Genomic DNA, 25,338 nt, shown 5'->3' with positions numbered 1-25,338 from the left:
AGTCAATCATTTGGCGTTGCCTCCCGGCGCACTCTTGGTTTTTCAAACGCCAACTGGTAGCGTGCGGCACCTCGCTGTATTGCCCGATCCCTTTCGTCATTCGTGACCTGTAAAAGGCAGACGTGCACGAGTACCGTTGCCCCACTCGAGGGCACCGACGCAGGACGCATCGGGCGATGCACAGTCATTCGCAAATGGAGTTCACAATGACGCAAAACAGCACCGTGCTGTCCGGCATCCAGCTGGATCAATTCATGGATCGTCTTGAGGTCGAGCATCAGGAACATGGTGTCGACTACCTGTTGGGCCAGCTGCGCGGCCAACCGCTCAAGGCAACCTCGCTGGAATCGATCGGACGGCTACACGTGCTGTGGGTCAACGCGGGTGATGCAGACGCGGCCAGGGCGGTACTGGCCGACGACGGCCAGGCACTGATCGAAGCTACGCCTGATGATGAGCGCAACGAACTCAAGGTCAACCTGCTGATCTACCAACTGCGGCTGGACAACTACCTCAAAGATGAGCAGGGCCTGCTTCAGGCGCTCGACACCCTTCAGCAATTGACCAACGAGCCGCTGCCGTTCGATATCGAGCAGTACCGGCGCTACCGCATTTTCGAAGATCTCCAACACGCCACACTCGACGTCGCCCTGAAGACCATCGAAGTGCGTCACACCCTCGCCCTGATCAACCCCGACCGTCATGCACTGCGGGCCTGGGACGATGCCGATCAACACCAGCGACGGGCCCAGGCGCTGGCCGCCCATGAACGCGACGAAGAAGCTCGCGAAGCCGCGCTGGCGGCAATTGCCGCATTACGCACCGCTGGCGAAGATCAGGATGTCGACGGTAACGACTGGCTGTGGCTGGGCGATGCGCTCATCGAAATCGTTCCGTTGCGCCTGGCGATGTTCGAACAGCCGGTTGTGCGATTGATCGCCGAATTGTCGCTGCCCCAGCGTCGAGAATGGGAAGTGCGCCTGGCACGTCTGGCCGCCCGTTCATTGCAGGCCCAGGGCGACCTGGCCGGTGCTTTGAAAATCTGTGAAGTGGCGACCCTGAGTCTGGATTCCGGCGGCGGTGACAACTTCGTTGACTTCCATTTGCCTTGGCTGCTTGAAAACGGCCAGATCGACGACGCCGGGCAACGTGCATTCATGGAAACCTATGAAATGCGCGGCAAAATGTGGCCGGGCACGGCCTACTGGGTACAAGATCGCCTGCTCGATGCCGAGGATCAGTCAGCGTGGTGGCCGTTGTGCGTGATGCGTGCCTGTGATGATCAGAGGGTGCTGGAGCGATTCACGTCCGGCCTGCCGTGGCGGGACGAGTCGACCCCGTCCATGGGCCCGCTGCTCGATGCACTGCATGACGCGCGCGATGACCTTGAGCAAATCGACAACGTCTTCACTCTGGCCCTTGCAGAAGCCCGGCGACGCGCGCCGAATCACCCGTGGATCACTCGCCTGGTGGCGATGCGTGAACGTCAGGCCGGGCGCATCGACGCCAACACCGAACTGACGATGCTGCGCGAGGCGGTTTCGGCCGGCGATCTGCAGGACTACCGCAGCGTCTACAGCCTGTTCAGCGCCCACGCCAATGTGTTCGGCATATCCGATGCCTTGCGCCAACCCTTGCCGCCATTGGCCAGTGGCATGTACTACTACAATTTTGCGACTTCCCTTGAAAGCGTGGTCGAAGCGCATGTCGAGAACCTTTCAAGCGAGGAGACAGATTCGGCCTGGTGGCGGCTGCGAGAAGTACAAAAGGCTGCTTACGAACAGGGCCAGGCCCGTATGGAGCAATGCTTCGCCAACGGCCACGGGCACCGCTACGATGCCTGCGCGCACCTGTACTCGATGCTGTGCAACAACCTTGCGCTCAATTACCAATGCTACAACGACAAACTGATGGGTCTGGCCCTTGAGTTGCATAGCCGTGGCATCGCCGCCAGCCCGTTCGCCGAGCACTATCAGGGCATCCTCGACAACCGCATTCTGCTGAACGATAACCCGGGCATCGCCGAAGCCGCCGAACAACTCTGGCACTACGCAGCCGACTATGGCTACGGCCGCCACGACCCGGAAGATTACGTACAGGACGTCACCCGCGCCCTGTTTCAACTGGACCGCGAGCGCGAGATTCTGATCTGGCTGGAGCGCGTTCTCAAATGGCAGGAAGATCGCGAAATCAGCGACAAGGACCTGGAATATTCGCCACTGTTCGCACGAATGAAAATTGCCCTGTACCTGTCATACAGCCTGCCGGAGGCGGCCACTAGCCTGTTGCTACGTTACGCGCCGGTCATTGATGAACTCGCCGAACCCTCTCTGTTGGGGTGTGCCGGCGATGTATTCAAGGCACTGGGGCGCAAGGAAGAGGCCATGGCCTATTACCAGCGCTCCATTCAACGCAGTGATCCGAACAACGAAGTTGATCAGGGAAACAATGAACTGATCCGCCAGTGCATCGCCGAACTGCAGGCGCAGGCAAAACCGGCCGGCAAGGCCTGGTGGCAGATATGGAAGTGACACTGGAGCTGCGAACGTCCGGTTACGCCCCGCGCAATGCACTCAATGCCGATCAACTCAAGCGTGGCATTGCCGAGCGCAGCAAGGCCCGAGGTGATGCGCCAGAGGTGGGCAAATGGTTGCTCAACCATTTCTACCGTCATCTGGTCGGCAATTTCGAGCCTGCGCGACGAATCCTGAGCATGGGGCAGGCTATCGAGGCATTGGGAGCCGAGCCGCCATCCTGGGTAGTCAGGCATTTGAGCGAGGCCGGCAGAGATTCACTTGCACCGCTGGTGTGGATCGATCCGCAGCAGGCGCCACTGCTGGCCCAGGAGGCCTTGCTGGTGGAGTTCCTGACCTCGCGCCAGGGCACAGCGCTCGCGGGCAAGCTCGAACGCATCAACTGCCCCCAGGCGTTGTTGCTGTGGCAAAAGGAACACGCGCAGATGGCGGCGCGGGTCGAACAAGGCTGGCGCCAGAGCCAGCCCGAGGCCTTGCTTGCGCGGGTGACCACCGCTGAGCACCTATTGCAGGAACTGCGTCCCGAAAGTTCCTTGCTGCGCGCGGAAATGGCCTTTGAAAGCTACGTGATGCGCCACTGTCTGGGCCAGTTCGCCGATCGCCGCGCCTTGACTGGCGGCTACGGCGAACGCTATGCCGAAGCGGTGGAACAGCAGCGCATGCGCGTGTTCAGTTTGCGTGACAGCCAGGGCCAGCCACACATCACCATCAGCCTGATCGTCCAGGCCGACGGCACCTTGACGGTCGAGCAGGTCAAGGGTAAGCAAAACCGGCCTCCGGTCGAGCGCTATTACCAGGACCTGCTGCAGTGCCTGAATGCCCTGGGCACCGACCAGCAGACACCCGCCGACTGTATCGCCATCGGCATCGTGCGTACCGAAGCAGGCTGGCTGCGTATCGAGGAGGTCAACGACCCGACCGCCCAGACTCGCCTGGTTGCCCGATATCCGCAACTTTACGAGCGCCTCGATGCACCGTCCGCCATGGTCGAATGGCTGGTCGCCGGGCGTCAGCCGCAGCAATTCCTGCAGGCTGCCCCGAAGACGGTGTCGGTCAAGTACGCCATCCGGCATATTTTCAGCACACACATCGAGCGTCAGCCCAAAGACCCGTTGTACCTCACCGAAGGTGTGCCGTGGCCGGAAATGACCTCGCCAATGGCCGAGGAAATCCAGGCCTGGCAGGCCCGGGCAAGGTAAGGAGAGCGGCATGTTTTTGCTTATCGCAGTTGTTGTTTCAGCCTGGATGTTGTGGCGAGCATTCAGACCGCGTGGCGCCCAGTTGTTCAGCCAACGCAGGCACTGGTCGCTGCTGCTGGCCAGGCCCATGGCCGATGCGATGGAAGTCGAGGGCTTCTACTCGCCGGCGTGCGATCACTTCACCGAGCAAGCGCAGACGATCGTGCGGGCAGCGCTGCTGCACCAGGCCGGGATACGCAGCGATTGCAATGACGAAGCGGTGCGGTCGCATTTCAATGCGACCCTCGAACAGCGATGGTACGGCCTCGATCTGCAGGCACTGAAGGTTGGCGATGAGCCGCGTGCGGCCATGGCCTTTGCCTGTGTGCGGGTGGCGTTTCTGGTCCGTTGTGCGCTGCTGATGCGTTGGCTCGAGCCCGACCTCGCCTGGCGTGTGCTGCTGCTCAATGCACAGCGGGCGCAGGACTGTTTCGACAGTTGGGAAGATTTCGGCAAGGCCTACCAGCTGGGGCGCGAGCAGTGGGTGGCGGCGTTTCGCGTCGATTCGCTGGGTAAGGCGTTCCATGAGCAGCACCTGCGCCAGTTGCTGACGCCCGGCAGCGGTGCCTGGGCCGATGTACTCTGGGGTACGCCAGCGGCGTTTAACCTGGTTCTGGCGAAAGCGCTTGGGTGAGCGCGTTGTGTCAGAATCGGATGGCCTGCATGGGATCGGAATCTTGTTTTTGTGTGGCGCAATACAAGCTGCCGCCCCATGCAGGTCTCTTCAATTCCCGACTTCAACAAACCGTCGGGAAGAATTACTTCCCGGGTTTCAAACGTTCGATTGCTTCGAGGAGCTGGCCGTCGAAGTACTCGGTTTCATCTCGTTCCTGGTCTTTCAGGCGGCGTTTCGCCTCGATGAGCATCTGATCGGTGGCAATGTTCTGATTCAAAAAAGTAGCAACCATAAGATCATTCAATCTCTCCAAAGGCGTATCCCAGGCCTCCTTGCAACGCTGAATGAGTCCTGTGGGGGCATCCCCACTCCATGGACCTGCGATATCCGAGACTGCCAGGGTGGAGGTCATGAGCCTGCCTCTGTGAGCAATTGAAGGTCTGATAATTTCGCACGCTCGGGAGTGAATGAGTGAGTGAATGAATAGCAAAATCGAATCCCGTTTCTGGCCGCAAGCGATCATTCAAACTGAATTTAACCCATCGTATTTTTGGCCTCGGCGCCAAACCTGCCAAGCAATGCAGCCCCCTCCGAAACCCCAAGAATTCCATCGACCGCAGCGATTTTCCGAACCACGCTGTCGAGCCGAAAATCCTCATGCCCGTACACCGCCTCAGCTTCATTGTGAACGGCATAGGCAAGGTGGGCCGCGATACGAACGCTCATTGGTGCGTCCACATCACTTCCCAGGTAATCACCCAGCAACGTCTTGATCTCAAGCAATGTGAGTGCGAGCAATCGGGTTTGGTCAGTCTGCATAGAAGGCCTTCAGTAAGCACAACGTATTTGCCAGCGGGTTTCGTCAGATAACATAACCTCTCGGCCGGGCAACAAGAAAAAGGGGGTTGATATATTTTTCAAATAATCCCCCCACCCTTTTACTCCTTTCGCATCAGTCAGATGTGTTCCTGATTCACTCAGGCGAACTCGCAAGCACTGCACCCAATTCGATCAAGCGCGCCCTTCCAGAATCTCGAATGAGTTATCAAGCGGCGCGTACCCAACGGTTTTTCTGGTCTGATCAATTGAAAGCCGTTTGTAGCGGTTATCCGAGACACCATGGACAACATGGAATCCGCTCAGCTCGGCCTCGACGCATCGCTCCAGTAACGCAACGACATCCCTGAAGCTGATAAACGCGGCCACGTCCCGGGGGCTGTGGGTTTCGCCAGCGTGAAATCTGGCGACGTTTGCAATACGGACCGCGATTGTCGTCATTTGACCATCGTTTGCATGCATCGAAGCCAGCGCTTCGCCAAACGCTTTGCTGACCCCATAAAGGTTGCCTGGTTTCGGTGCCATCCCTTCATGTATCTGGACGTCTTTCGGATAACCTTCAATCGCCTGGGCACTGCTCGCAAATATGAAACGCTTGCAGCCTTGAGCTTTTGCGGCGAACAGCATGTTGTAGGTGCCGATAATATTCACAGGCAGCAGCGAAGACGTGAAGTCGGCGTCCGGGTTCGGATCAGCAGCGAGATGGATCACGGTGTGTATGCCTTCACAGGCTTCGAGACAACTGGCCTGATCCCTGATATCGAGAGCGAAACGTTGTGCCGAGCCCGGAAGTGTTGCTACGTCTATATCGGCCAGGCGCAAATCGGATTTATCGTCCCGCGCGGTCCAGAAGGCTCTGCCGATCTGGCCCGAAGCCCCCGTGATCAAAATTTTTGGCGTGCTCATGTCCGTATGTCCTGATGGTAAACCTCACGCTAGCCTCTCAGGCTTGTGACCGGTTCACAACGTTCAGGATGAGTGAAAAGTGTGAACGCCAGATATTGTCTATGGAGGAGAACAGGTTAGAACCCGTAAGACTGGGCAGTACGAAAAAGCATCGATACACTCCCCCGCTTACCACGTTATGAACGGATTCGAAATTGCGCCGGTTTTCAATTGCTCTATTCCTCAGCATCCTCGCATTCATTGTTGTGTCCTTCTTTATCACGCTGTGGCGAAGCCCTTACAGCGTCACTACCTTGATCGCCTCAGCCTATGAGGAAGGCCTGGTCGTTGGCCGCAACCCCGGAAAAGCCGCAGAGTGGTACTTGAGAGGGGCAGCAAAGGGAGAACCTGTCGCACAATTCAAGCTCGGCCTCATTGAATATTACGGTCGTGGTGTAGACGTTGATCGACCCAAGGGCCTGCAGTTGATAAGCGAATCGGCAGAGCACGGGAACGCAGACGCCCAATATTTCATGGGGTTTTCGAGCATTGCGGGCCTGGAAATACCGAGGGACTTTGCCCAGGCCGCTACATGGTTTCGCAAGGCCGCAGAACAAGGTCATGCCAAATCTCAACGTCAACTCGCCTCCCTTTATTACAGAGGTAGTGGTGTCGAAGCAGACCCTCGGCAGGCTTTCAACTGGGCCAGCAAAGCAGCCGCCCAAGGCGATAACGAGGCTCTGACATTACTGGGTAACCTCTACTTGTTTGGTCACGGCGTTTCAGCAGACCCTCAACAAGCCGTGAAACTACTTACCCAAGCGGCCACTGCCGGCGATAGCCAAGCATCCGGAATGTTGGGAGCGGCTTATTTCAACGGCGTTGGCACAGGCATTCCCAAAGATCTGCCTGCCGCATTGCATTGGTATACCCGCGCAGCCGAACAGGGTGACGCCAAGGCACAGTTCGTCCTCGGCAACCTCTACAGCAGTGGCACTGATGTGCCGGTTAACTATCCACTGGCGAATCGCTGGTTGTTGCAGGCGGCCCTTCAAGGACACGCTGTTTCGCTCGTTACCCTTGCCGTTCATCTCGATAACGGGCAAGGCTTCGAGAAGAACAAGCGCAAGGCTTGCGGGTTATTGCGTGTAGCGCTCAAACAGACACTGCCTGACAATATCGCAGTCCCCATGCGCGTGGAGCTTGAGAAGGCAGAGAAGACACTTTCGCCGGAACAACTGACCGAGATACTGGCTCTGGAAAAACTCTACTCAAGCCCGGCGGGTCTCAGGGAACTGCAAGGTGATCTGACAAGCGAACAGATAGCGAAACCCGCTGAGCCGACAGGCTGAATTCGGTGGAAGCCAGCATCCCGGCCATACTCAACCCGGAGCTCCGTATGAAGATCGGCCTCATCTCCGACACCCACAACCTCCTGCGCCCCGAAGCCCTGGCCGCGTTGCAAGGCTGCGATCAGATCATCCATGCCGGCGACATCGGTAACGCGGACATCCTCGCGCAACTGGCCAAAATCGCCCCCGTCCATGCAGTGCGCGGCAACAACGATCTGAACAGTCCGTGGGCCCAAGACCTCCCCGACCTCCTGAGCGTAAACCTTAACGGCTGGTCAACCCTCCTCGTCCACGACATCGCCGACGTCCCCACTGACCTCGACCCCAACGTGAAACTCATCATCACCGGCCACTCCCACAAACCCCGAATCGAATGGCGCGGCGACCGGCTCTACGTCAATCCGGGCAGCGCCGGTCCCCGGCGTTTCAAACTGCCGGTCACCCTGGCAATCCTTGAGATACAACCTGACGCCATCGAACCCCGCCTCATCTCCCTGCTGGATCCCCCCGCCTGAAACCGCTACCGTTCCCCCATCCAGAACAGGAAACCCACGTGCCATGTCCATCGCCGACAACCTCCTCGCCTTCACTTTCGCCGCCACACTGCTGACGCTGACACCCGGTCTCGACACCGCACTTGTCCTGCGCACCGCCACCGTCGAAGGCAAGCAACAGGCCTTGCGCGCTGCGTTGGGCATCAACGCCGGTTGCCTGTTGTGGGGTGCGGCGGTGGCGTTCGGCCTCGGGGCGTTGATTGCGGTGTCGGAGCTGGCCTACAACCTGTTGAAGTACTGCGGCGCGGCGTATCTGGCGTGGCTCGGGTTGAACATGCTGCTGCGCCCTCGCCGCTCGCTGGCTCCCGCCGAAGCCAACGGCAAGCCGGGGGCCAACTGGTTTTTGAAGGGCATGCTGGGGAATGTGCTCAATCCGAAGATCGGGATCTTCTACGTGTCGTTTCTGCCGCAGTTCATTCCGCAAGGGCAGCCGCTTGTGCCCTGGACGTTCGGGCTGGTGAGCATTCATGTGGTGCTCGGGTTGATCTGGTCGCTGGTGTTGATCGGCGCGACACAGCCCCTGTCCGGGTTTCTGCGACGGGAGAAGGTGATTCGCTGGATGGATCGCACCACCGGGATGATTTTCGTGCTGTTTGCGGCGCGACTGGCCTTCAGCAAGCGCTGAGTCGCCCGAACTTACGAGGTCAAAAAACAAGAGGGGGATTTTGAATAAATATTCAAAATCCCCCTCTTCGTTCAATCGCTGAAAGCACGTTACTTCACAGCCATCGCTTTAACCTTGTCAGTGCACACGCTTACCAACGATTTCACCGGTAGCCGCGTCTTCCAACCATATTTCCAATCGGTTGAGACCCACATATTGCGAACGGGCGATGATCTTTTGACCGGGTTTGCCTTCGAACTCCAGATCGGCAAACAGGAACTGCAACGGCAGATTGTATTCCAGTTGAATCGTGTACTTCCCCGGGATCAGCACAGCACGCTGAGGCGAGTCATTCTTGTAATAGTAAGTGGAGAATGGAATGTTCCCCACTTTCTTGTCGTTGATTCTAATGATGTTCAGGTTTGGCTCGCCGTCCCCCCAAGAGCGCTGAGGCCTTCCGGCATAGGTATCGGTTTCGACGACGGTGTAACGGGTTTCGTCGCTCGGCTCACCGGACTGTACGTTCGAATACGCAGGCATCTCTGCACAACCCTGCAGGCACAGCAGCAGGATAAACGTCGGTATCGCAATCTTGATCATTGATAAATCTGCATTGATTGAAGATGAAAACTTGATGTCCTGGCAGTCGACCAAGTCAAAGCACGCGTTGTTTCGCCATGAAGGCCACATGCTATCACTCACCCCGAAAAAGTCACCCTCGCGGGTTGTGGATTGGCGAGCATCTGGCCTTCAGCCAGCGCCTGGGCTGGCGATAACCTGGTAAGCGTTTTACCGGCTGATGAAGACCCGAGAGCCACATGATGAACTACGATCACCCCATGAAAATCCACTTCCCCACATTCTGGTCACAGGACTCCGGCATCGATTACAGTGCCCCGGTACTCCACCTCCACGACTTATTGCCACGTGTTGGCCAAACCACATCGGCCCGTTTTGATCAACGCGAACCGATCCGCACCGGCGAAACAATTCAGGTCATTTGGTGCCCGCCGGTATCCGACCTGAATGGCTGGGATGGACAGCCTTCGGAAATTGCGCAGAGCTACCTCCTGACCGCCAAAGTCGTCGGCACTGCCCCCTCAGGCCTTTATCGATACGAACTCGAAATCCTTACCTGCGAGCAGTTTGTGAATGTATTGCGAGCGCTTGTGGAGGATTTGCAGACACAGCAAAACTTCATACACCTGGATCGTCTGGCCTGGGATGAGGTGTCTTGGGCGGGCAGCGCTACCGTTGAGGAGTTCACCTACCTGACCGCCAGCACACCGCATGAAGCCTTCATGGAGTTGATCGTAAAAGTCATTGGGAACGAGGTCATCGGACTGTTTTCGCTGCACATCGATCCGGGCGGTGTTTTCTGCAGACTGGGCAGCAAGCGTCTGGCAGGTTCGGAACTGACAACAGTCAAACGGACGCTCGCCCTTGCCCGTCCACTGCACGACATCCTGGCCCCTTACCTTGCGTGATCCTCTCTGACAGCGTTTCCGCAGAGTTCATTAAAGAAGAGGCTTGTCCAATACATATGGAAATCCGTATATTCGGACAACCATATGTATTGAAGGCATTGTCATGCTCAATCCCGCCTCCGTTTTCAAATGCCTCGCCGACGAAACCCGCGCCCGGGCCACGCTGCTGATCACCCGTGAAGGTGAGCTGTGTGTCTGCGAACTGGTCTGCGCGCTGGACGACAGTCAGCCAAAGATTTCCCGCCATCTCGCGCAGTTGCGCACCTGCGGCTTGCTGCTGGATCGCCGTCAGGGCCAGTGGGTTTATTACCGGCTCAACCCTGACCTGCCAGCGTGGATCCGCACACTGCTTGAAACCACCCTGGCCGCCAACACCGCGTGGCTGGAAGAAAACAGCGCCCGGCTCGATGCCATGGGTGACCGCCCGCTCAATACATCCGCCTGCTGCTGAGGACCGAACATGCGCGTTCTATTCATGTGCACCGCCAACAGCTGCCGCAGCATTCTGTCCGAAGCGATGTTCAATCACCTGGCGCCGCAAGGTTTCGAAGCGGTCAGCGCCGGCAGTTTCCCCAAGGGCCAGGTGCTGCCGCGCAGCCTGACCACATTGCAGGAGGCCGGCATTGCCATCGCCGGGTTGAGCAGCAAGGGCAACGACGCCTTCGAAGACAACCCGCCGGACATTGTCATCACCGTGTGCGACAAGGCTGCCGGTGAAGCCTGCCCCGTCTACTTCGGCCCGGCCTTGAAGGCCCATTGGGGGCTGGAGGATCCGTCGGAGGTGCGCGGCGATGAAGCCGCCATCAACGCAGCCTTCCACGGGACCCTCGCCCGGATCGAAACCCGCTGCCGGGCCTTCCTCGCCCTGCCCTTCGCCCAACTCGACCGCGATGCCCTCAAGCGCGAGCTCGACCGCATCAGCACGCTGTGACCGGAGCCGTCATGACCCACCTGCCCAACCTCGATCCATCACTGATTCAGAAAACCACCCGCGACGACGGACTCCACAAGCCGCGCATTTTGCTGTTGTACGGCTCGACCCGCCCACGCTCGTTCAGCCGATTGCTGGTGGAAGAAGCCGCGCGACTGCTGGAGCACTTCGGAGCCGAGACGCGGATCTTCAACCCCTCGGGCTTGCCGCTGCCGGATGACGCGCCCGGCGACCATCCGAAAGTCCAGGAGCTGCTGGAGCTGATGCAATGGTCCGAAGGCCAGGTCTGGTGTTCGCCCGAACGGCACGGCGCGATGTCGGCGGTGTTCAAGGCGCAGATCGACTGGGTGCCGCTGGCGCTCGGTGCGGTGCGCCCGACCCAGGGCAAGACCCTGGCAGTGATGCAGGTCTGCGGCGGTTCGCAATCGTTCAACGTGGTCAATCAACTGCGCGTGCTGGGCCGCTGGATGCGCATGTTCACCATCCCCAATCAGTCGTCGGTGCCCAAGGCGTATCTGGAGTTTGACGAAGGCAATCGCATGAAGCCTTCGGCGCTGTACGACCGGGTGGTCGACGTGATGGAGGAACTGGTGAAATTCACGCTGTTGCTGCGTGATCGCCCGGACCTGGTGGATCGCTACTCGGAGCGCAAGGAGTCGGCGGAGGAACTGATGCAACGGGTCAATCAGCGCTCGATCTGAAAACCTGAATAAAAAACCGGCGCGATGATTCGCGCCGGTTTTTTTTTACGTCACAGCCTTACTGGCTGATCGAAACCAGCGTCGCTTTGCTGCCCTCCATCCGGAACGAAAACTTCACCCGGTCCCCCACCGCCAACCCGGCCAACTGTTCCTCAGTTGCCGCAAACCCCATGGTCATCGGCGGCCACTGCAACGCCGCAACCGCACCATGAGCGATGGTCACAGTGTGCTTCGTGGCATCGATGGCCTTGATCGTGCCTTCAGCGTTGGCGGCGGGTGTCTGTTGAGTGGCGGCCTGCATCTGCATGCCCTGCATGTCGTCCATCTTCATGCCGGGCATGTCCTCGGCGTGGGCAGTCAATGCAAACGCAACCAGCGTGCCGGCAACAGTGATCGGGATCAGTTTCATGAGGTTTTTCCTTCAGGTTGGAGGGTTTCAACGGACAAGTGACGACGGCGCATCAGTCGATACGCCGCCGGGATGACGAACAGGGACAACAAGGGCGCCGTGACCATGCCGCCGACCATGGGCGCGGCAATGCGGCTCATGACCTCGCTGCCGGAGCCGCTACCGAGCAGAATCGGCAACAGACCGGCGATGATCACGGCCACGGTCATGGCTTTGGGGCGTACGCGCTGCACGGCGCCTTCGCGAATTGCCGCGATCAGTCCGCGCTCGGTGCGATCGCCGAGGTCTTCGCGTTCAGCCCAGGCGTTTTTCAGGTAGAGCAGCATGATCACGCCGAACTCGGCAGAGACCCCGGCCAGTGCGATAAACCCGACCCCGGTGGCGACCGACAGGTTGTAGCCCAGCAGGTAGAGAAACCACGCACCGCCGCTCAGGGCGAATGGCAACGTGGCCATGATCAGCAGCGCCTCATCGAAGCGGGCGAAGGTCAGGTAGAGCAGCACAAAGATGATCAGCAGCGTGGCCGGCACCACGAGTTTCAGGCGAGCATTGGCCCGTTCGAGAAACTCGAACTGCCCCGAGTAGCTCAGGCTCATGCCCGGCTGCAACTTGACCTGATCGCTGACCGCGCGGCGCAGATCAGCCACCACCGAAGCGATGTCCCGGCCCCGCACGTCGATGTACACCCAGCCGGACGGTCGGGCGTTTTCGCTCTTGAGCATCGGCGGGCCGTCCGTGACCTTGATCTTCGCCAGCATGCCGAGGGTGACCTGACTGCCCGAAGGCGTGTAGATCGGCAGTTGCTCCAGAGCACCGGGCGAGTCACGCCACTCTCGCGGGTAACGGATGTTGATCGGGAAGCGTGCCAGTCCTTCGATGGTTTCCCCGACGTTCTCGCCACCAATGGCACCGGCGACGATCGACTGCACATCACTGATGTTCAGCCCGTAGCGACCTGCGGCGTTGCGATCGATATCGACGTCGATGTAGCGGCCACCGGTCAGGCGTTCGGCCAACGCAGAACTGACGCCGGGCACGCCTTTGGCCACGCGTTCGACGGCTTGAGTGGCCGCGTCGATCTGGGCCAGATCGTTGCCGGCGACTTTCACGCCGATGGGACTTTTGATCCCGGTGGCGAGCATGTCGATGCGGTTGCGGATCGGCGGAATCCAGATGTTGGTCAGGCCCGGCACCTTCACCACACGGTCCAGTTCTTCCACGAGTTTCTCCGGGGTCATGCCCGGGCGCCATTGCTCGTGGGGTTTGAACTGAATGGTGGTTTCGAACATCTCCAGCGGTGCCGGATCGGTGGCGGTTTCGGCACGGCCGGCCTTGCCGAACACATGCTCTACCTCGGGCACGGTCTTGATCAGGCGATCGGTCTGTTGCAGCAACTGCGAGGCTTTTTGCGCCGACAGTCCCGGTAAGGCCGACGGCATGTACAGCAGATCGCCCTCGTCCAGCGGCGGGAGAAACTCGCCACCGAGCCTGGAGATCGGCCACGCCGCGCTGATGAACACCAGCAGCGCCACCAGCAAGGTGAATTTCGGTCGGCGCAACACCGCATCCAGCGCCGGCTGGTAGATCCGGATCAGCCAGCGGTTGAGCGGATTGTGGCGCTCATCCGGGATCCGTCCACGGATCCAGTAGCCCATCAGCACCGGCACCAGCGTCACCGACAACCCCGCTGCCGCCGCCATGGCGTAAGTCTTGGTGAACGCCAGCGGACCGAACAGCCGCCCTTCCTGCGCCTGCAAGGTAAACACCGGAGTGAACGACAGCGTGATGATCAACAGGCAAAAAAACAGCGCCGGCCCCACTTCCGCTGCCGCGTCTGTCATCACCTGCCAATGGCGCTCGCCCTTGAGTTCCTGTCCCGGATTGGCCGCGTGCCACGCTTCGATTTTCTTGTGGGCATTCTCGATCATCACCACGGCTGCATCGACCATCGCGCCGATGGCGATGGCAATCCCGCCCAACGACATGATGTTGGCGTTCAGCCCCTGATGGCGCATCACGATAAAAGCGATCAGCACACCCACCGGCAACGAGATGATCGCCACCAATGAAGAGCGCAAATGCCAGAGGAAGATCCCGCAAACCAGCGCGACGACGATGAACTCTTCGAGCAGTTTGTGGCTGAGGTTATCGACGGCGCGGTCGATCAGCTTGCTGCGATCGTAAGTGGTGACGATCTCCACGCCGGGCGGCAGGCTGCTTTTCATGTCGTCGAGCTTGGCCTTGACCGCCGCGATGGTCTCGCGGGCGTTCTTGCCGCTGCGCAGGATCACCACGCCACCGACGGTCTCGCCCTGGCCGTCCAGCTCGGTGATGCCCCGGCGCATGTCCGGCCCGGTCTGGATCGTCGCGACATCGCCCAGGGTCACTGGCACCCCGCCGGCGCCGAGTTTGAGCGGGATCGCCCGGAAGTCGTCGAGGCTCTTCAGGTAGCCGGATGCCCGCACGATGAACTCGGTCTCGGCCATTTCCAGCACCGCGCCGCCGGTTTCCTGATTGGCTTTGCCGATGGCCTCACGCACCTGCGCCAGGGTGATGCCGAGACTGGCCAGCCGCACCGGGTCGGGCTGCACCTGATACTGCTTGACCATGCCGCCGAGGGTAGCGACTTCGGCGACGTTGGGCAGGGTCTTGAGCTCGAATTTGAGGAACCAGTCCTGCAACGCGCGCAACTGCGCCAGATCGTGCTGGCCACTGCGATCCACCAACGCGTACTGATAGATCCAGCCGACCCCGGTGGCGTCCGGTCCCAACGCCGGTTTGGCACTGGCCGGCAGGCGACTCTGGATCTGGCTCAGGTATTCCAGCACCCGCGAGCGCGCCCAGTACTGATCGGTGCCGTCCTCGAACAGCACGTACACGAAGCTATCACCGAAAAACGAATAACCGCGTACGGTTTTCGCCCCCGGCACCGAAAGCATGGTGGTCGTCAGCGGATAGGTCACCTGGTTCTCGACGATCTGCGGCGCCTGTCCGGGGTACGGCGTGCGGATGATCACCTGCACATCGGACAAGTCCGGCAGCGCATCGATCGGCGTGCTCTGCACCGACCACACGCCCCAGGCCGTGACAAATAGCGTCGCCAGCAGCACCAGAAAGCGGTTGGCCACGGACCAGCGAATCAGCGCGGCGATCATGGCTGGCTCCCCGAGGCGTTCCCGTCGACCTCAAGCGGCTCGGCGACGATGCCCTTGAGACTGGCCTCGGAATCGAGCAGGAACTGGCCGGACGTCACCACTTCCTGCCCCTCCTCCAGACCTTTGAGGATCACCGTTTTGCCGTCGCTTTCCTGACCGAGACGTACCTCTACCGGGCGGTAGTGCCCCGCCTCTTCAGCGAGCATGACCAGAGCACGCTTGCCCGTGCGGATGACCGCTTCGGTCGGCACCCACAGGTTGTCTTGCCCGGTCGAGCGGTTCAGCCGCACTTGAGCGGTCATCCCCGGCCGCAAGCGTCCATCAGCGTTGGCCAATTCGACCCGTACGCGCACGGTGCGGCTGTCGGGGTTGGTGTCCGGCAGAATCGCGCTGACCTTGCCGTTGAACACGGTGCCGGGAAACGCCGGCAGTCGCGCTTCGATGGACTGCCCTTCGGTGATTGAACCGGTCTGCGATTCCGGCACTGCCACGGCGAGCCAGACACTGCCCAGGCCGTTGATCCGCGCCAGTGTTTCGCCGTTCGCCACGGTCATGCCGGTGCGCACGTTGAGTTCCTGCAACACGCCGCCCACCGGGCTGGTGACGGTCAGGTTCGGCTGAACCTTGCCACTGCGCTCCACGAGGGCAATCAGGTTCGATGGCATGCCGGTCAGTTGCAAACGCTGACGCGCCGCTGTGATCAGGTCCCGGTCGCCGCTGCGCTTGAGGGCGAGAAACTCGGTCTGCGCCGCCGCCCAGTCCGGTACGAGAATGTCTGCCAACGGCGCGCCTGCCGCCAACACATCCCCCGGTGCCCGGGCATAAACCCGTTCGACAAACCCGCTGGTACGCGTCTGGATCACCGCTACATCCCGCTCGTTGAACGCCAGTACGCCCGTCACATCGAGGCTGGAGGCAAAGGCCCCGCGCGTGACCTTTGCCGTGCGCAAGCCCAGATTCTGGGTCAGGCCCGGATCGATGCTGACCGTCGCATTGCCTACGCCGTCGCTGGCGTATCGCGGTACCAGTTGCATGTCCATGAAGGGCGACTTGCCCGGTTTGTCGAACTTCTGCTGCGGATACATCGGGTCGTACCAGTACAGGGCTTTCGATGTGGCACCCTGCTCCGGAGCTGCGCCGGGTTCGCCGTTCATGCGCTGATAAGCCACGCCATAGCCTGCGGCAACGCCCACTGCGAGGGCGAGACCGGCCAGCCAGAAGCCATTGAAATTGGGTCGGTTCACAGGCGGGTCTCCCCATAAGCGAAGTGCAGACGCGCAGCGGTCAGCGCGCGCTGTTCTTCCACGTCGATCTGTTGGAAGCGAGCCTCAATGAGTTCACGGCGGGCGCTGACCACCGCGTTCAGATCGCCCTTGCCGGCGCGATAACTGGCCAGGCTCAAGTCGACTTTCTCTTTGGCCAGCGGCACGAGACTTTGCTGACTGCGCAGCAGCGCCCGGTCGAGGCGCGCGTAGTCGGCCAACTGGTTTTCCAATTGCTCGGTGTGCTCACGGGACAGGGCTTCGCGCTCGGCTTCCAGTTGGCTGAGCTCGGCTTGTCGGGCGGCGATTTTCGGGTTCTGCCGGGTCTCGGGAAACAACGGCAAATCCCAGGAGAACTGCACGCTGACCATGTCGCCAAACTCGCGGGCACGGTGCTGGTAATCCACTTCCCAGCTCCAGTCGGACTTTTTCTCGGACACCGCCTCTTGCACCTTTGCCTGCGCTTCGCGAGTCATGGGCGCAAACGCGGCCAGTTCGGGATGGTGTTGCAGTTGATGGTTGAAGGTGGCGGGGTCGACCGACCATTGCGGCAAGTTGCCTTCGGGCCTGTCGTTGGCGGCCGCACCGATCCAGCGTTTGAGGGCTGCTCGGGCCTGGGTGCGCTCCAGTGTCAGGTTGTCTTCCTGCTCCGCCAGTCGGGCGGCTTCCTGCTTCGGCGTCACGGCGTCGGCAGGTTGCGCGCGGCCGCCGGCGATCTGCGCCCGGACGGTGTCGCTCAGCAGACGGTTTTCCTTGTAGAAGTCCTGAAGCAAACCCTGTTTGCGCTCGACCGAATAACTGCCGATCCAGGCCAGTGCCGTGGCCTGACGAACCTTCAGGCGCTCGACGCGACGTTCCGCCGCGGCACGCTCGATGGCCGCGTCGGCGACCTCGATGCGCGCCTTGCGCTTGTCGCCGTTGGGCATGTCCTGGCGCCAGCCGACCATTTGCATGGTCATGAAGTCCTGGTTGAGGCTGTAGCGATCCGGGCCGCCGACGGGATAGTTCTGCACGCCCAGCACCAGTTTCGGATCGGGTAACTCCCCCGCCGGGATGGCGGCGCTGCTGGCGGCCTGGATTTTTGCGTCTTGCGCATTCAGCGACGGCGCATGGGTTTCCGCCAGCCGCAGCGCTTCATCGAGTGTCAGCGCGGCGGCAAAACCCGGCCACGCCAGCACACTTGCCGCGAGACTGGCCACCAACGGCCACCCCGTGCAATTGCACTTGAATTTCATGTTTACGATTCCTGTGATCGTCCGCTGCGCGCGGTGAAAAACACACGCACAGCCAATCCACTCCGCCTGGGCGGAATGAGCTTCGAAGGGAGACAGGAATCAGACGCGGGGCGGTCGCCAGACCCCGGACGGGGTCGCTACAGGCAGGGAATCGCTGAAGAATGAAAGCGTCACGGGGCTGAACACAGTGACGGGCGGCTTGAGGATCGAGACCTGCAGCACACCGCCGGTCTTGCACTCCTGGCCTGGCTTGCAGGGAGTGCCATGGTCGGCAGGACTTTTCATGTCCTTGCAGCAATCCATGTTCATGCCGTCCATCATCGCCATGCCCATGGCTTGCATCGGGCAGGGTTCTGTCGGCGCCTGCACGCCCGCCATCCCGCTGAGGGGAAGCGCCAGGCTGATCAGGAAGATGAGACAAAACCGCAGATAGCGTTTCATGACCGGGAGTTTAGTCGCGAAAAAGAGTGCTTTCAATTCGATGCCCGGCGATATCACCGGACACGCATTAAGCCAGGATTAGCAACAGAAAATGATGCAGCAGGCGCCTGATCACCTAACCTCATTGATTGTGTGATCAACCGGAATCAGCCAGTCCCATGCGCAATGCATTGATGTCATTGGTATTCGTCGCTCTGACCCTGCTCGGCCCGGGCCTGACAACCGTGTCGGCCGCTGACTTGTCGAGCACAATCGACATCGGCGCCCCGCTTCCCGGGGTCGGCCAAAACGATCTGCAAGCGTTGCAACAACGTCTCGATGGCCTCAAGCAGCAAATCTCGTCCGCCAACAACTACAACCAGCTCGAAGGCCCGCAGGATCGGGTGCAGATGTTCATTCTGGACATCGACCGGTTGTCGGCGTCGCTGCTGCCGCAGCAGGCACAACTGACCGTGCAACTGGGCGTATTGGGGGCGACGCCGGCGGAAACGGTGGCCGCTGAACAGGCCGATATCGCCGCACAACGGGCGACGCTGATCGAGCAGAAGACCAAAGTCGACACCGCCCTGAAGAACCTGGCGACACTCAAGCAGAACGCCACCGACCTGATCACACAAATTGCCAGCATTCGCCGTACGTTGCTCGAAAGCGAGCTGACCCTCGGCACCGACAGCATCCTGAGCCCCGGCTTCTGGGCACCATTGGTCGATCCCGACCCTGACGATCGCCAGCGCCTGCGCTCATTCGTCGATCAGATCAAGGAAACCGGCACCGAGGCCTGGCAGCCGGGGCAACGGTTCTACACCAGTGTGCTGGTGGTGCTGGCCTTCATCATCTGGACACTGGGCCGCCGGCTCGCCGACCGCTGGCTGGCGTGGGTGTGCATTCATCGCATGCCGGAAGGACGCTTGCGCCGCAGCTCGCTGGCGTTTGCCTCGGCGCTGGCTACCCTCGCGACCACGGCCATCGCCCTGGAGCTGCTGTATTACGCCTGCACGCGGCATGTGCCGTTGCCACCAATGCTGGCGACGTTTTCCGACGAGTTCCAGAAAGTGGTGTATGCCTGCGTGATGATCACCGGCCTGAGCCGCGCGTTGCTGTCCACCGAGCACCCGTCGTGGCGGCTGCCGGTGATTGCCGAGCCGGTGGCGCAGACACTCAAGCCGTTCGCCCGGATCCTGTCCGCCACGCTGCTGGTGCTGGTGACGGCGGTGCAGGTCAGCAACGCGTCCGGCATGAGCAGTCAGATCGTGATCACCGGCCGGGGCGTGATTGCGCTGGTGGTGCTGGGCATCGTCACGGTGCTGCTGATGCGCGTCGGCAAGGTGCGCAAGGCGCTGGCGGCGGCCGGCGATGCACAGGTGACGGGCAACACGTTCGCCGGCGTGGTCTACACCCTCGCGACACTGGCGATGGTCATTTCACTGGGGGCGTTGCTGACGGGGTATGTGTCGCTGGCCCGGTTCATTACCTACGAACTGGTGTGGGCGTTTATCGTGTTTTCCGGTTTCTACCTGCTGATGCAGTTGCTCAAGGACAGCTGCGAATACTTCTTCTCGCCCCGCCACTCCAGCGGCAAGGCACTGAAGCAACTGCTGGGGGTCGGCGACCGGCGCCTCGAACAAGCCTCGACCCTGCTGGCCGGCGTGGGCCGCGCCGCGTTGTTGCTGCTGGCGGTGATCACCCTGTTCGTCGGCGGCATCGGCACCACCCTCGGCCAGTTGGCCACCAACATCGGCGCGATTCTCGGTGGCGCCGGCCTGCGCAAACTGAACATTGTTCCCGGGCATTTGCTCAACGCGGTGCTCGCGCTGCTGATCGGTATTTACCTGATTCGTGCCCTGCGCCGCTGGCTGGACAACGAATTCCTGCCCAAGACCGACATGGACCCGGGCATGTGCGCCTCGCTCAGCACGCTGTTTTCCAATATCGGTTATGCGCTGGTGGTGTTGCTGACGCTGTCTTCGCTGGGTGTGAAATGGACCAACCTGGCGTGGATCGTCAGCGCCCTGTCGGTGGGGATCGGTTTCGGTCTGCAGGAGATCGTGAAGAACTTCGTCTCCGGTCTGATCCTGCTCACCGAACGCCCGGTCAAGGTCGGCGACCTGATCAGCATCAGCGGCGTCGAGGGCGACATCCGCCGGATCAACGTGCGCGCCACCGAGATCCAGCTCAGCGATCGCTCCATCGTAATCGTGCCCAACTCGCAACTGATCTCGCAGAATCTGCGCAACGTCACCCTCGGCGGCAGCGCCCAGGGCGTGGCGACGCTGGAGCTGATGTTCCCGCTGGACATCGATCCCGAACAGGTCAAAAACCTGTTGCTCGACACCTACAAAGAGCACGAAACCATCCTCGGCAAACCGGCGCCGTTCGTGCGTTTCAGCAAACTGTCGCCCGATGGCATCACCCTGACCGTGACCGGTTACGTCGACAGCCCGCGGATTGTCGGCAAGACCAAGAGTGACTTGTTGTTCGAGATTCTCAAGCGGCTGGGGGCGGCGGGGATTGAGTTGGCCAAACCGGTGCAGCCGAGTGCCTGATGCGGTTAAACCGGCTGAAAGCGCAGATCCTCAGCGGGATGTGGACACTTGCGGAGCCGAACGCTGTTGAGTGAAGGGCAACTTCACTGAACCCAAGGCCAGCGCCAGTAGAACCAGCAAGATAAACGCCCAATCAAAGGGGCCAGGGTGTTGGCCGAGAATGACCATCGAACTGACGATACCAAATACCGGAATCAGCAGCGACAACGGTGCCACGCGCGAAACCGGATATTCACGCAACAGCAGGTTCCATCCCCAGTAACTGAAGTGCGTCGCGGCGTACACCTGGAACGCGAGTGAAAACAGCGTCATGCCATTCAGTTGCGAAGGCAGCGCATTGAAAGGAGCGGAACCGTGTAGCAGCCACGTCAACAGCAAGAGCGGGATGGGTGGAAACAAACTCGCCCAGACGACGAAGGCAAAGATTTCACGCACTCTGGAAACCTTGATGATCACGTTGCCCATGCTCCAGGCCACTGCGCTGCCAATCACCAGGGCAAAACCAGCCCTCGGTACATCGCCGGGACTGCACAAGACGATCCCCACCAGTCCTGCAGCCGCCAACACACTGCCAGTCAACTGAAGCCGTCCCAAGCGTTCTCCAAAGAAGAGCACGCCCCAGCCCAGCGTGAAGAACGCGCTGAACTGGATCAGCAACGACGCGCTACCCGGCGGTACGCCCCATGCGATCCCCTGATTGATCAACGCCCACATCGCGACACCGAAGATCAGTCCATAGGCCGCGATCCATCCGAAGGCAACCTGCGGACGCTTGACGAAAAACACCCAGGGCAACGCTGCCAGTGCGAAACGCAACGCCGTCAACAGCAGAGGGTCGATACCGGCCAGCCCGAGCTTGGTGACGGGGAAGTTCAATCCCCAGACAGCCGTTACCAGGACGGCGAGTAAAAAGTGCTTCTTTTGCATATTCAGTGTTTCCCCAGCGCATAGCGGAAATGCTCGTGCCAGGAGAAATATGCAAGCAATCGACCTGGCCTGCTTTCAGTCACAGGCCAACTTTCATTAATATCGGGCCATGCGCGAAAAAACCGTACCGACCTACCAGAACACACCCCGCGATGCCGTCGTGACCGCACGTGACTACGCGGATGGAACGCTGTTCCCGTTGCATGACCACCCGCGTGGACAGTTTGCGTATGCTGCCAGTGGCGTCATCACCGTCTTTACCGATCACGGCAACTGGGTCGTCCCGCCTCAGCGCGGCATCTGGGTCCCGGCGCAACTGCCTCATTCCATGCAGATGCGCGGCCCTGTCACGCTCCACAACACCTATATCCGCAAACATGCGGCGCAGCGTCTCGGGCTGGCGGATCAGTGTCAGGTGTTGGACGTATCGCCGTTGTTGCGCCAGTTGTTGCTGAAGGCAATCGATGTGCCTGCGCGCTATTCCACTCAGGGGCGCGACGGTCATCTGATGGGATTACTGCTACATGAAATTGCCGGGATGCCCGCGCTGTCACTCAACGCCCCGTTGCCGACAGAACCGCGTCTTGCGCGGGTATGCCGCGAATTTCTGGCCCAGCCCTCGTTGGAGGTGGGTATCGACGAAATGGCCCAACGTGCAGGCATGAGCCGCCGAACCTTTACCCGACAGTTTCGAGTGCACACGGGCATCAGTTACATCGAATGGCGACAGCAGGCCTGCCTGCTCTCTGCGGTTGTGCAGTTGGGAAAAGGCCAGTCGGTCACACAGGTCGCGATGATGTTGGGCTATAGCAGCTCGAGTGCATTCACAACGGCGTTCAAGCACTTGCTGGGAGAAGTGCCCAGTCGATACTTTGCAGAAAAATCTCTTCTTTAAAGGGGACAGATTTATTTTCAGGATTTATTTTCTGGAAAATCAATCTGTCCCCTTTTGGTCGTTGAAGTGCCGTGTCTGATTGCTTTAGGATCTTTGCAGGAGATGGCATTCCTCCTCAAACCGCCTCGTGCTGATGATGCCTACGTGAACCCTGGACAGGGTGCGTAGGCGTGCCTGCTTCCCTGTCCCCCACTACAGGACAGGATCATGATTCCCTTTATTCAACCCGCTGTTTTTTGCTTTTCCCCTCCGCTACCTGTTTGGCCGCAACGGTCTGAAGAGGTAAGCCCGGTATGCTGAAATCACTTCTGGTCATTGCCGTGGGTGCGTCACTGGGCGCCTGGTTGCGCTGGATCCTTGGCATGAAACTAAACGCCTTGTTCCCCGCGATTCCACCGGGCACCGTGGTTGCCAATATGGTCGGCGGCTACATCATCGGCCTGGCTATCGCATTCCTTGCAGCCTCCCCTTCGCTGAGCCCCGAATGGCGGCTGCTGATCATCACCGGCTTCTGTGGCGGGCTGACGACCTTTTCCACATTTTCAGCCGAAACCGTTGCCCTGATTCAGGAAGGCAGACTGCTCTGGGCGCTCGGCTCGATTTCATTGCACGTCGTCGGTTCGTTGGCAATGACTGCGGCGGGACTGTTGTCCTATCAATTGATTGGCACGCGTTAAGGAGACCGAAATGAAAGGTTTTCTGGTGATTTTCTTCACTCAACAAAACCGTCGTCATCAAGGAAAGATGCTCGGCGACTGGATTGTCGATCTGGCAAAGGAGCTAGGCCTGCGCGGTGCGACCCTCTCCACTGCCATCGAAGGTTTCGGCCATACCGGGCGACTGCATTCCTCGCACTTTTTTGAACTGGCGGATCAGCCGACGGAAATCCGAATGGCGATCACCGAAGAAGAGTCCGACAGACTGTTCAAGCGCCTGGAGACGGAAGATTTCTCTGTGTTTTACATAAGGACGCCGATTGAAATGGGCTTTGTCGGCAGAAAGGCCGATAGGCCGCCCCCTTCAACCCATGGCGCCCCATGATCAAGCCCTGAACAAGGACAAAAGGGACAAAAGGGGACAGATTTATTTTCTGAAAATAAATCTGTCCCCTTTTCGTTCACTCAGTGGAAACGACCGAGACCTGAGCCGCTTCAGCTTCCATTTTCAACCGGTCAGCCTTGCTGATGTACTTCGGCTTGTTGCTTTTCGGCGCCAGTTTGGCGTTGGCCTTTTTGGCTTTTTCCTTGAATAACTGTTGCAGCTTCTTCTGACGGTTCATGGTGTTTTGCCCTGCTTGAAAGTTGTTGAATGATATCAGCCCTGAGTCGGGCTCAAGCGAGCACTTCGGTGATCCACCGCACCTGCCGGGCCAGGTCCTGCACCTTCTCTTCGCACACGGCATGCCGCGCACGCCCGAAGTGGCTCAGGGTCTGCTGTTTATGACGCAGTCTGTGCTGCCACTTGCTGACAAACGCCGGGCTGCGCGCCTGCATCTGCAACGGTCCGAAGTACAGTTCCTCAGGGGTGTAGGTCACCGGCCCGTCGCGTTCGGCAACGATGATTTCGTAGTCGAAGCGGTTTTCCCGCAAGAGTTCCTCGCAAAGGATCCGGTAGTCGTTGTCCATCAGCCATTGGCGCAGGGGTTGCTCGCCGCCGTTGGGTTGCAGGATCAGGCGTTCGCGGCCGCTCAAACGTGCCTTGCCTGCCTCGAGAATGTCGCGGATGGTCTCGCCGCCCATGCCACAGACGCTGATCGCGGTGATTCCGTCTTGCGGCTCGATCGCCATCAAGCCATTGGCCAGGCGCACGGTGATCTGTTGACCCAGATCGTTTTCACGCACTGTGCGCTCGGCCGAGTGAAACGGCGTCAACGCCATCTCCCCCGCCACCGCTGCTTCGATGGCGCCACGACGCATCAACGCCACCGGCAGGTAGCCGTGATCCGAGCCGATATCGGCCAGGCGCGCCCCGGCGGGTACGTGCGCAGCTACACGCTCCAGGCGCATGGACAATGTCTGTTCGTTCAACCGCTACCCCTTTTACGTTGAGCGTCCGGCACCAGTGGCCGGAACGGGGCGCGATTCTGGGGGGCTACACCAACACCGTCAACCAAGCCGACAACAACAGCAAAAACGCCAGCCCGGCATTCATTCGCCTGAATGCCCGTGGTGAACCAAAGAACCGCGCACTGCCCACCCCCAGCAACGCCCACGCCGTCATGCACGGCAAGCAGACCAGCAGAAACACAAAGGCCAACAGCACCATCCGCGCCTGTTCGTCACCGTTCCCGCCGAACACACTCACCACCGCCACGGCCATCATCCAGACCTTGGGGTTGATCAATTGCAGGCCGGCGGCACCGAACACGCTGAAGCCGTCATCACCCGCCGTTGCCAAGCCCAGCGATGGCGGCGTACTGCGAAAAATCTGCCACGCCAGCCAGCTCAACCACAGCACCCCGGCCCAGGCCATGGCCTGCTGCACGCGGGGATAGCGCAGCAGCGTTTCACCCACACCGAGCCCGACCACCAGCACCACCAGCGCCGCCGACAGACAGGCACCAAGGATGATCGGCAGCGTAGCCACCATCCCGCGCCGCGAACTGTGGCTCATCACCAGAATATTGGTCGGCCCCGGGGTGATCGAGGCAACGAAGGAAAACAGCAGAAAGGGTAACAACGATTCCATGGCATGAACTCCGAATCAAAACAGGAGGCCATGGTCGCGGTTGC

Annotated in this window: 27 protein-coding genes and 1 riboswitch; of the genes, 14 read left to right on the top strand and 13 right to left on the bottom strand. The window is 60.1% G+C overall.

The window, feature by feature from the left end:
• Positions 1-206 precede the first annotated feature (206 nt).
• Genes AC1RME_RS04370 through AC1RME_RS04360 form a run of 3 tightly spaced genes read left to right on the top strand, consistent with a single transcriptional unit; the run spans position 207 to position 4,406 of the window.
• A complete protein-coding gene (locus tag AC1RME_RS04370; RefSeq protein ID WP_096821719.1) occupies positions 207-2,531 on the top strand; it encodes a hypothetical protein in 2,325 nt (774 codons plus the stop codon).
• Positions 2,522-3,733 carry a hypothetical protein gene (locus AC1RME_RS04365; protein WP_096821718.1) on the top strand — a complete coding sequence of 404 codons (1,212 nt, stop codon included), beginning with the start codon at positions 2,522-2,524 and terminating at the stop codon, positions 3,731-3,733. The genes AC1RME_RS04370 and AC1RME_RS04365 overlap by 10 nt, the downstream gene beginning before the upstream one ends.
• A 10-nt stretch (positions 3,734-3,743) precedes the next feature.
• A complete protein-coding gene (locus AC1RME_RS04360; RefSeq protein WP_096821717.1) occupies positions 3,744-4,406 on the top strand; it encodes a DUF1266 domain-containing protein in 663 nt (220 codons plus the stop codon).
• Positions 4,407-4,530: 124 nt separating this feature from the next.
• Here AC1RME_RS04360 and AC1RME_RS04355 read toward each other — a convergent pair whose 3' ends face one another.
• The 3 genes from AC1RME_RS04355 to AC1RME_RS04345 all read right to left on the bottom strand — a co-directional run bounded on the left by AC1RME_RS04355 (position 4,531) and on the right by AC1RME_RS04345 (position 6,131).
• Positions 4,531-4,800 (bottom strand): hypothetical protein, encoded by a 270-nt coding sequence (locus AC1RME_RS04355; protein ID WP_141401793.1) that lies wholly within the window; start codon positions 4,798-4,800, stop codon positions 4,531-4,533.
• Positions 4,801-4,922: 122 nt separating this feature from the next.
• Entirely contained in the window at positions 4,923-5,207 is a 285-nt protein-coding gene (locus AC1RME_RS04350; RefSeq protein WP_493073568.1) for a hypothetical protein, read from the bottom strand.
• Between the two features lie 192 nt (positions 5,208-5,399).
• On the bottom strand, positions 5,400-6,131 hold the full coding sequence (locus AC1RME_RS04345; protein ID WP_096821716.1) for an NAD-dependent epimerase/dehydratase family protein: 732 nt from the start codon (positions 6,129-6,131) through the stop codon (positions 5,400-5,402).
• A gap of 194 nt (positions 6,132-6,325) precedes the next feature.
• Here AC1RME_RS04345 and AC1RME_RS04340 point away from each other — a divergent pair, with 194 nt between their 5' ends.
• The 3 genes from AC1RME_RS04340 to AC1RME_RS04330 are packed head-to-tail and all read left to right on the top strand — an operon-like array spanning position 6,326 to position 8,641.
• Entirely contained in the window at positions 6,326-7,462 is a 1,137-nt protein-coding gene (locus AC1RME_RS04340) for a tetratricopeptide repeat protein (RefSeq protein ID WP_096821715.1), read from the top strand.
• Between the two features lie 47 nt (positions 7,463-7,509).
• Entirely contained in the window at positions 7,510-7,977 is a 468-nt protein-coding gene (locus AC1RME_RS04335) for a metallophosphoesterase family protein (RefSeq protein ID WP_096821714.1), read from the top strand.
• 43 nt (positions 7,978-8,020) lie between these two features.
• Positions 8,021-8,641, top strand: coding sequence for a LysE family translocator (locus AC1RME_RS04330; RefSeq protein WP_096821713.1), 621 nt, complete (start codon positions 8,021-8,023; stop codon positions 8,639-8,641).
• 117 nt (positions 8,642-8,758) lie between these two features.
• Here the strand turns inward: AC1RME_RS04330 and AC1RME_RS04325 are convergent, their stop codons facing one another.
• The gene (locus AC1RME_RS04325; RefSeq protein ID WP_096821712.1) at positions 8,759-9,220 is read right to left on the bottom strand and encodes a hypothetical protein; all 462 of its coding nucleotides are present in this window, start codon (positions 9,218-9,220) and stop codon (positions 8,759-8,761) included.
• 218 nt (positions 9,221-9,438) lie between these two features.
• Here AC1RME_RS04325 and AC1RME_RS04320 point away from each other — a divergent pair, with 218 nt between their 5' ends.
• The 4 genes from AC1RME_RS04320 to arsH all read left to right on the top strand — a co-directional run bounded on the left by AC1RME_RS04320 (position 9,439) and on the right by arsH (position 11,739).
• A complete protein-coding gene (locus AC1RME_RS04320) occupies positions 9,439-10,107 on the top strand; it encodes a hypothetical protein (RefSeq protein ID WP_255261943.1) in 669 nt (222 codons plus the stop codon).
• Positions 10,108-10,210: 103 nt separating this feature from the next.
• Positions 10,211-10,558 (top strand): metalloregulator ArsR/SmtB family transcription factor, encoded by a 348-nt coding sequence (locus tag AC1RME_RS04315; protein ID WP_096821711.1) that lies wholly within the window; start codon positions 10,211-10,213, stop codon positions 10,556-10,558.
• A gap of 9 nt (positions 10,559-10,567) precedes the next feature.
• On the top strand, positions 10,568-11,038 hold the full coding sequence (locus AC1RME_RS04310; RefSeq protein ID WP_096821710.1) for an arsenate reductase ArsC: 471 nt from the start codon (positions 10,568-10,570) through the stop codon (positions 11,036-11,038).
• 11 nt (positions 11,039-11,049) lie between these two features.
• Positions 11,050-11,739 (top strand): arsenical resistance protein ArsH, encoded by a 690-nt coding sequence (gene arsH / locus AC1RME_RS04305; RefSeq protein ID WP_096821709.1) that lies wholly within the window; start codon positions 11,050-11,052, stop codon positions 11,737-11,739.
• 58 nt (positions 11,740-11,797) lie between these two features.
• On the opposite strand, the gene AC1RME_RS04300 is transcribed toward arsH, so the two are convergent.
• From AC1RME_RS04300 to AC1RME_RS04280, 5 genes are all read right to left on the bottom strand, one after another.
• The gene (locus AC1RME_RS04300) at positions 11,798-12,148 is read right to left on the bottom strand and encodes a copper-binding protein (RefSeq protein ID WP_096821708.1); all 351 of its coding nucleotides are present in this window, start codon (positions 12,146-12,148) and stop codon (positions 11,798-11,800) included.
• A complete protein-coding gene (locus AC1RME_RS04295; RefSeq protein WP_096821707.1) occupies positions 12,145-15,303 on the bottom strand; it encodes an efflux RND transporter permease subunit in 3,159 nt (1,052 codons plus the stop codon). Before AC1RME_RS04295 ends, AC1RME_RS04300 begins: the two co-directional genes overlap by 4 nt.
• The gene (locus tag AC1RME_RS04290) at positions 15,300-16,547 is read right to left on the bottom strand and encodes an efflux RND transporter periplasmic adaptor subunit (RefSeq protein ID WP_096821706.1); all 1,248 of its coding nucleotides are present in this window, start codon (positions 16,545-16,547) and stop codon (positions 15,300-15,302) included. The genes AC1RME_RS04295 and AC1RME_RS04290 overlap by 4 nt, the downstream gene beginning before the upstream one ends.
• Positions 16,544-17,800: a TolC family protein gene (locus tag AC1RME_RS04285; protein WP_096821705.1), complete on the bottom strand. Its 1,257-nt coding sequence runs from the start codon at positions 17,798-17,800 to the stop codon at positions 16,544-16,546. Before AC1RME_RS04285 ends, AC1RME_RS04290 begins: the two co-directional genes overlap by 4 nt.
• A 99-nt stretch (positions 17,801-17,899) precedes the next feature.
• Positions 17,900-18,241 (bottom strand): hypothetical protein, encoded by a 342-nt coding sequence (locus AC1RME_RS04280; RefSeq protein WP_096821826.1) that lies wholly within the window; start codon positions 18,239-18,241, stop codon positions 17,900-17,902.
• A gap of 158 nt (positions 18,242-18,399) precedes the next feature.
• Between AC1RME_RS04280 and AC1RME_RS04275 the strand changes: the two genes are divergently transcribed.
• A complete protein-coding gene (locus tag AC1RME_RS04275; protein ID WP_096821704.1) occupies positions 18,400-20,784 on the top strand; it encodes a DUF3772 domain-containing protein in 2,385 nt (794 codons plus the stop codon).
• Between the two features lie 30 nt (positions 20,785-20,814).
• Here AC1RME_RS04275 and AC1RME_RS04270 read toward each other — a convergent pair whose 3' ends face one another.
• Entirely contained in the window at positions 20,815-21,711 is an 897-nt protein-coding gene (locus AC1RME_RS04270) for an EamA family transporter (RefSeq protein ID WP_096821703.1), read from the bottom strand.
• Positions 21,712-21,820: 109 nt separating this feature from the next.
• On the opposite strand from AC1RME_RS04270, the gene AC1RME_RS04265 reads away from it, so the two are divergent.
• From AC1RME_RS04265 to AC1RME_RS04255, 3 genes are all read left to right on the top strand, one after another.
• Positions 21,821-22,606: an AraC family transcriptional regulator gene (locus AC1RME_RS04265; protein WP_096821702.1), complete on the top strand. Its 786-nt coding sequence runs from the start codon at positions 21,821-21,823 to the stop codon at positions 22,604-22,606.
• 89 nt (positions 22,607-22,695) lie between these two features.
• Positions 22,696-22,756: riboswitch (Fluoride riboswitch) on the top strand.
• 143 nt (positions 22,757-22,899) lie between these two features.
• On the top strand, positions 22,900-23,283 hold the full coding sequence (crcB, locus tag AC1RME_RS04260) for a fluoride efflux transporter CrcB (protein ID WP_096821701.1): 384 nt from the start codon (positions 22,900-22,902) through the stop codon (positions 23,281-23,283).
• A gap of 10 nt (positions 23,284-23,293) precedes the next feature.
• Positions 23,294-23,647, top strand: coding sequence for a DUF190 domain-containing protein (locus AC1RME_RS04255; protein WP_096821700.1), 354 nt, complete (start codon positions 23,294-23,296; stop codon positions 23,645-23,647).
• 76 nt (positions 23,648-23,723) lie between these two features.
• Here AC1RME_RS04255 and AC1RME_RS04250 read toward each other — a convergent pair whose 3' ends face one another.
• The 3 genes from AC1RME_RS04250 to AC1RME_RS04240 all read right to left on the bottom strand — a co-directional run bounded on the left by AC1RME_RS04250 (position 23,724) and on the right by AC1RME_RS04240 (position 25,294).
• A complete protein-coding gene (locus AC1RME_RS04250; RefSeq protein ID WP_096821699.1) occupies positions 23,724-23,885 on the bottom strand; it encodes a DUF2986 domain-containing protein in 162 nt (53 codons plus the stop codon).
• A gap of 52 nt (positions 23,886-23,937) precedes the next feature.
• On the bottom strand, positions 23,938-24,633 hold the full coding sequence (locus tag AC1RME_RS04245; protein ID WP_096821698.1) for a tRNA (adenine(22)-N(1))-methyltransferase: 696 nt from the start codon (positions 24,631-24,633) through the stop codon (positions 23,938-23,940).
• Between the two features lie 64 nt (positions 24,634-24,697).
• Positions 24,698-25,294, bottom strand: a complete 597-nt coding sequence (locus AC1RME_RS04240; RefSeq protein WP_096821697.1) for a LysE family translocator — start codon at positions 25,292-25,294, stop codon at positions 24,698-24,700.
• Positions 25,295-25,338 lie beyond the last annotated feature (44 nt).

The sequence above is a fragment of the Pseudomonas sp. GW822-FHT03F08 genome (assembly GCF_058801265.1).
The sequence above is the reverse complement of the archived record's forward strand: the minus strand, read 5'-3'. Positions and strand labels throughout refer to the sequence as shown.

Bases quoted from the DNA above. Each gene is read 5' to 3' on its own strand.
- AC1RME_RS04345 (WP_096821716.1), bottom strand. From the start codon at position 6,131: ATGAGCACGCCAAAAATTTTGATCACGGGGGCTTCGGGCCAGATCGGC.
- AC1RME_RS04275 (WP_096821704.1), top strand. From the start codon at position 18,400: ATGCGCAATGCATTGATGTCATTGGTATTCGTCGCTCTGACCCTGCTC.
- AC1RME_RS04360 (WP_096821717.1), top strand. From the start codon at position 3,744: ATGTTTTTGCTTATCGCAGTTGTTGTTTCAGCCTGGATGTTGTGGCGA.
- AC1RME_RS04370 (WP_096821719.1), top strand. From the start codon at position 207: ATGACGCAAAACAGCACCGTGCTGTCCGGCATCCAGCTGGATCAATTC.
- AC1RME_RS04250 (WP_096821699.1), bottom strand. From the start codon at position 23,885: ATGAACCGTCAGAAGAAGCTGCAACAGTTATTCAAGGAAAAAGCCAAA.
- AC1RME_RS04330 (WP_096821713.1), top strand. From the start codon at position 8,021: ATGTCCATCGCCGACAACCTCCTCGCCTTCACTTTCGCCGCCACACTG.
- AC1RME_RS04255 (WP_096821700.1), top strand. From the start codon at position 23,294: ATGAAAGGTTTTCTGGTGATTTTCTTCACTCAACAAAACCGTCGTCAT.
- AC1RME_RS04350 (WP_493073568.1), bottom strand. From the start codon at position 5,207: ATGCAGACTGACCAAACCCGATTGCTCGCACTCACATTGCTTGAGATC.
- AC1RME_RS04265 (WP_096821702.1), top strand. From the start codon at position 21,821: ATGCGCGAAAAAACCGTACCGACCTACCAGAACACACCCCGCGATGCC.
- AC1RME_RS04310 (WP_096821710.1), top strand. From the start codon at position 10,568: ATGCGCGTTCTATTCATGTGCACCGCCAACAGCTGCCGCAGCATTCTG.
- AC1RME_RS04320 (WP_255261943.1), top strand. From the start codon at position 9,439: ATGATGAACTACGATCACCCCATGAAAATCCACTTCCCCACATTCTGG.
- AC1RME_RS04295 (WP_096821707.1), bottom strand. From the start codon at position 15,303: ATGATCGCCGCGCTGATTCGCTGGTCCGTGGCCAACCGCTTTCTGGTG.
- AC1RME_RS04280 (WP_096821826.1), bottom strand. From the start codon at position 18,241: ATGAAACGCTATCTGCGGTTTTGTCTCATCTTCCTGATCAGCCTGGCG.
- crcB (WP_096821701.1), top strand. From the start codon at position 22,900: ATGCTGAAATCACTTCTGGTCATTGCCGTGGGTGCGTCACTGGGCGCC.
- AC1RME_RS04315 (WP_096821711.1), top strand. From the start codon at position 10,211: ATGCTCAATCCCGCCTCCGTTTTCAAATGCCTCGCCGACGAAACCCGC.
- AC1RME_RS04300 (WP_096821708.1), bottom strand. From the start codon at position 12,148: ATGAAACTGATCCCGATCACTGTTGCCGGCACGCTGGTTGCGTTTGCA.
- AC1RME_RS04355 (WP_141401793.1), bottom strand. From the start codon at position 4,800: ATGACCTCCACCCTGGCAGTCTCGGATATCGCAGGTCCATGGAGTGGG.
- AC1RME_RS04240 (WP_096821697.1), bottom strand. From the start codon at position 25,294: ATGGAATCGTTGTTACCCTTTCTGCTGTTTTCCTTCGTTGCCTCGATC.
- AC1RME_RS04270 (WP_096821703.1), bottom strand. From the start codon at position 21,711: ATGCAAAAGAAGCACTTTTTACTCGCCGTCCTGGTAACGGCTGTCTGG.
- AC1RME_RS04335 (WP_096821714.1), top strand. From the start codon at position 7,510: ATGAAGATCGGCCTCATCTCCGACACCCACAACCTCCTGCGCCCCGAA.
- arsH (WP_096821709.1), top strand. From the start codon at position 11,050: ATGACCCACCTGCCCAACCTCGATCCATCACTGATTCAGAAAACCACC.
- AC1RME_RS04325 (WP_096821712.1), bottom strand. From the start codon at position 9,220: ATGATCAAGATTGCGATACCGACGTTTATCCTGCTGCTGTGCCTGCAG.
- AC1RME_RS04285 (WP_096821705.1), bottom strand. From the start codon at position 17,800: ATGAAATTCAAGTGCAATTGCACGGGGTGGCCGTTGGTGGCCAGTCTC.
- AC1RME_RS04365 (WP_096821718.1), top strand. From the start codon at position 2,522: ATGGAAGTGACACTGGAGCTGCGAACGTCCGGTTACGCCCCGCGCAAT.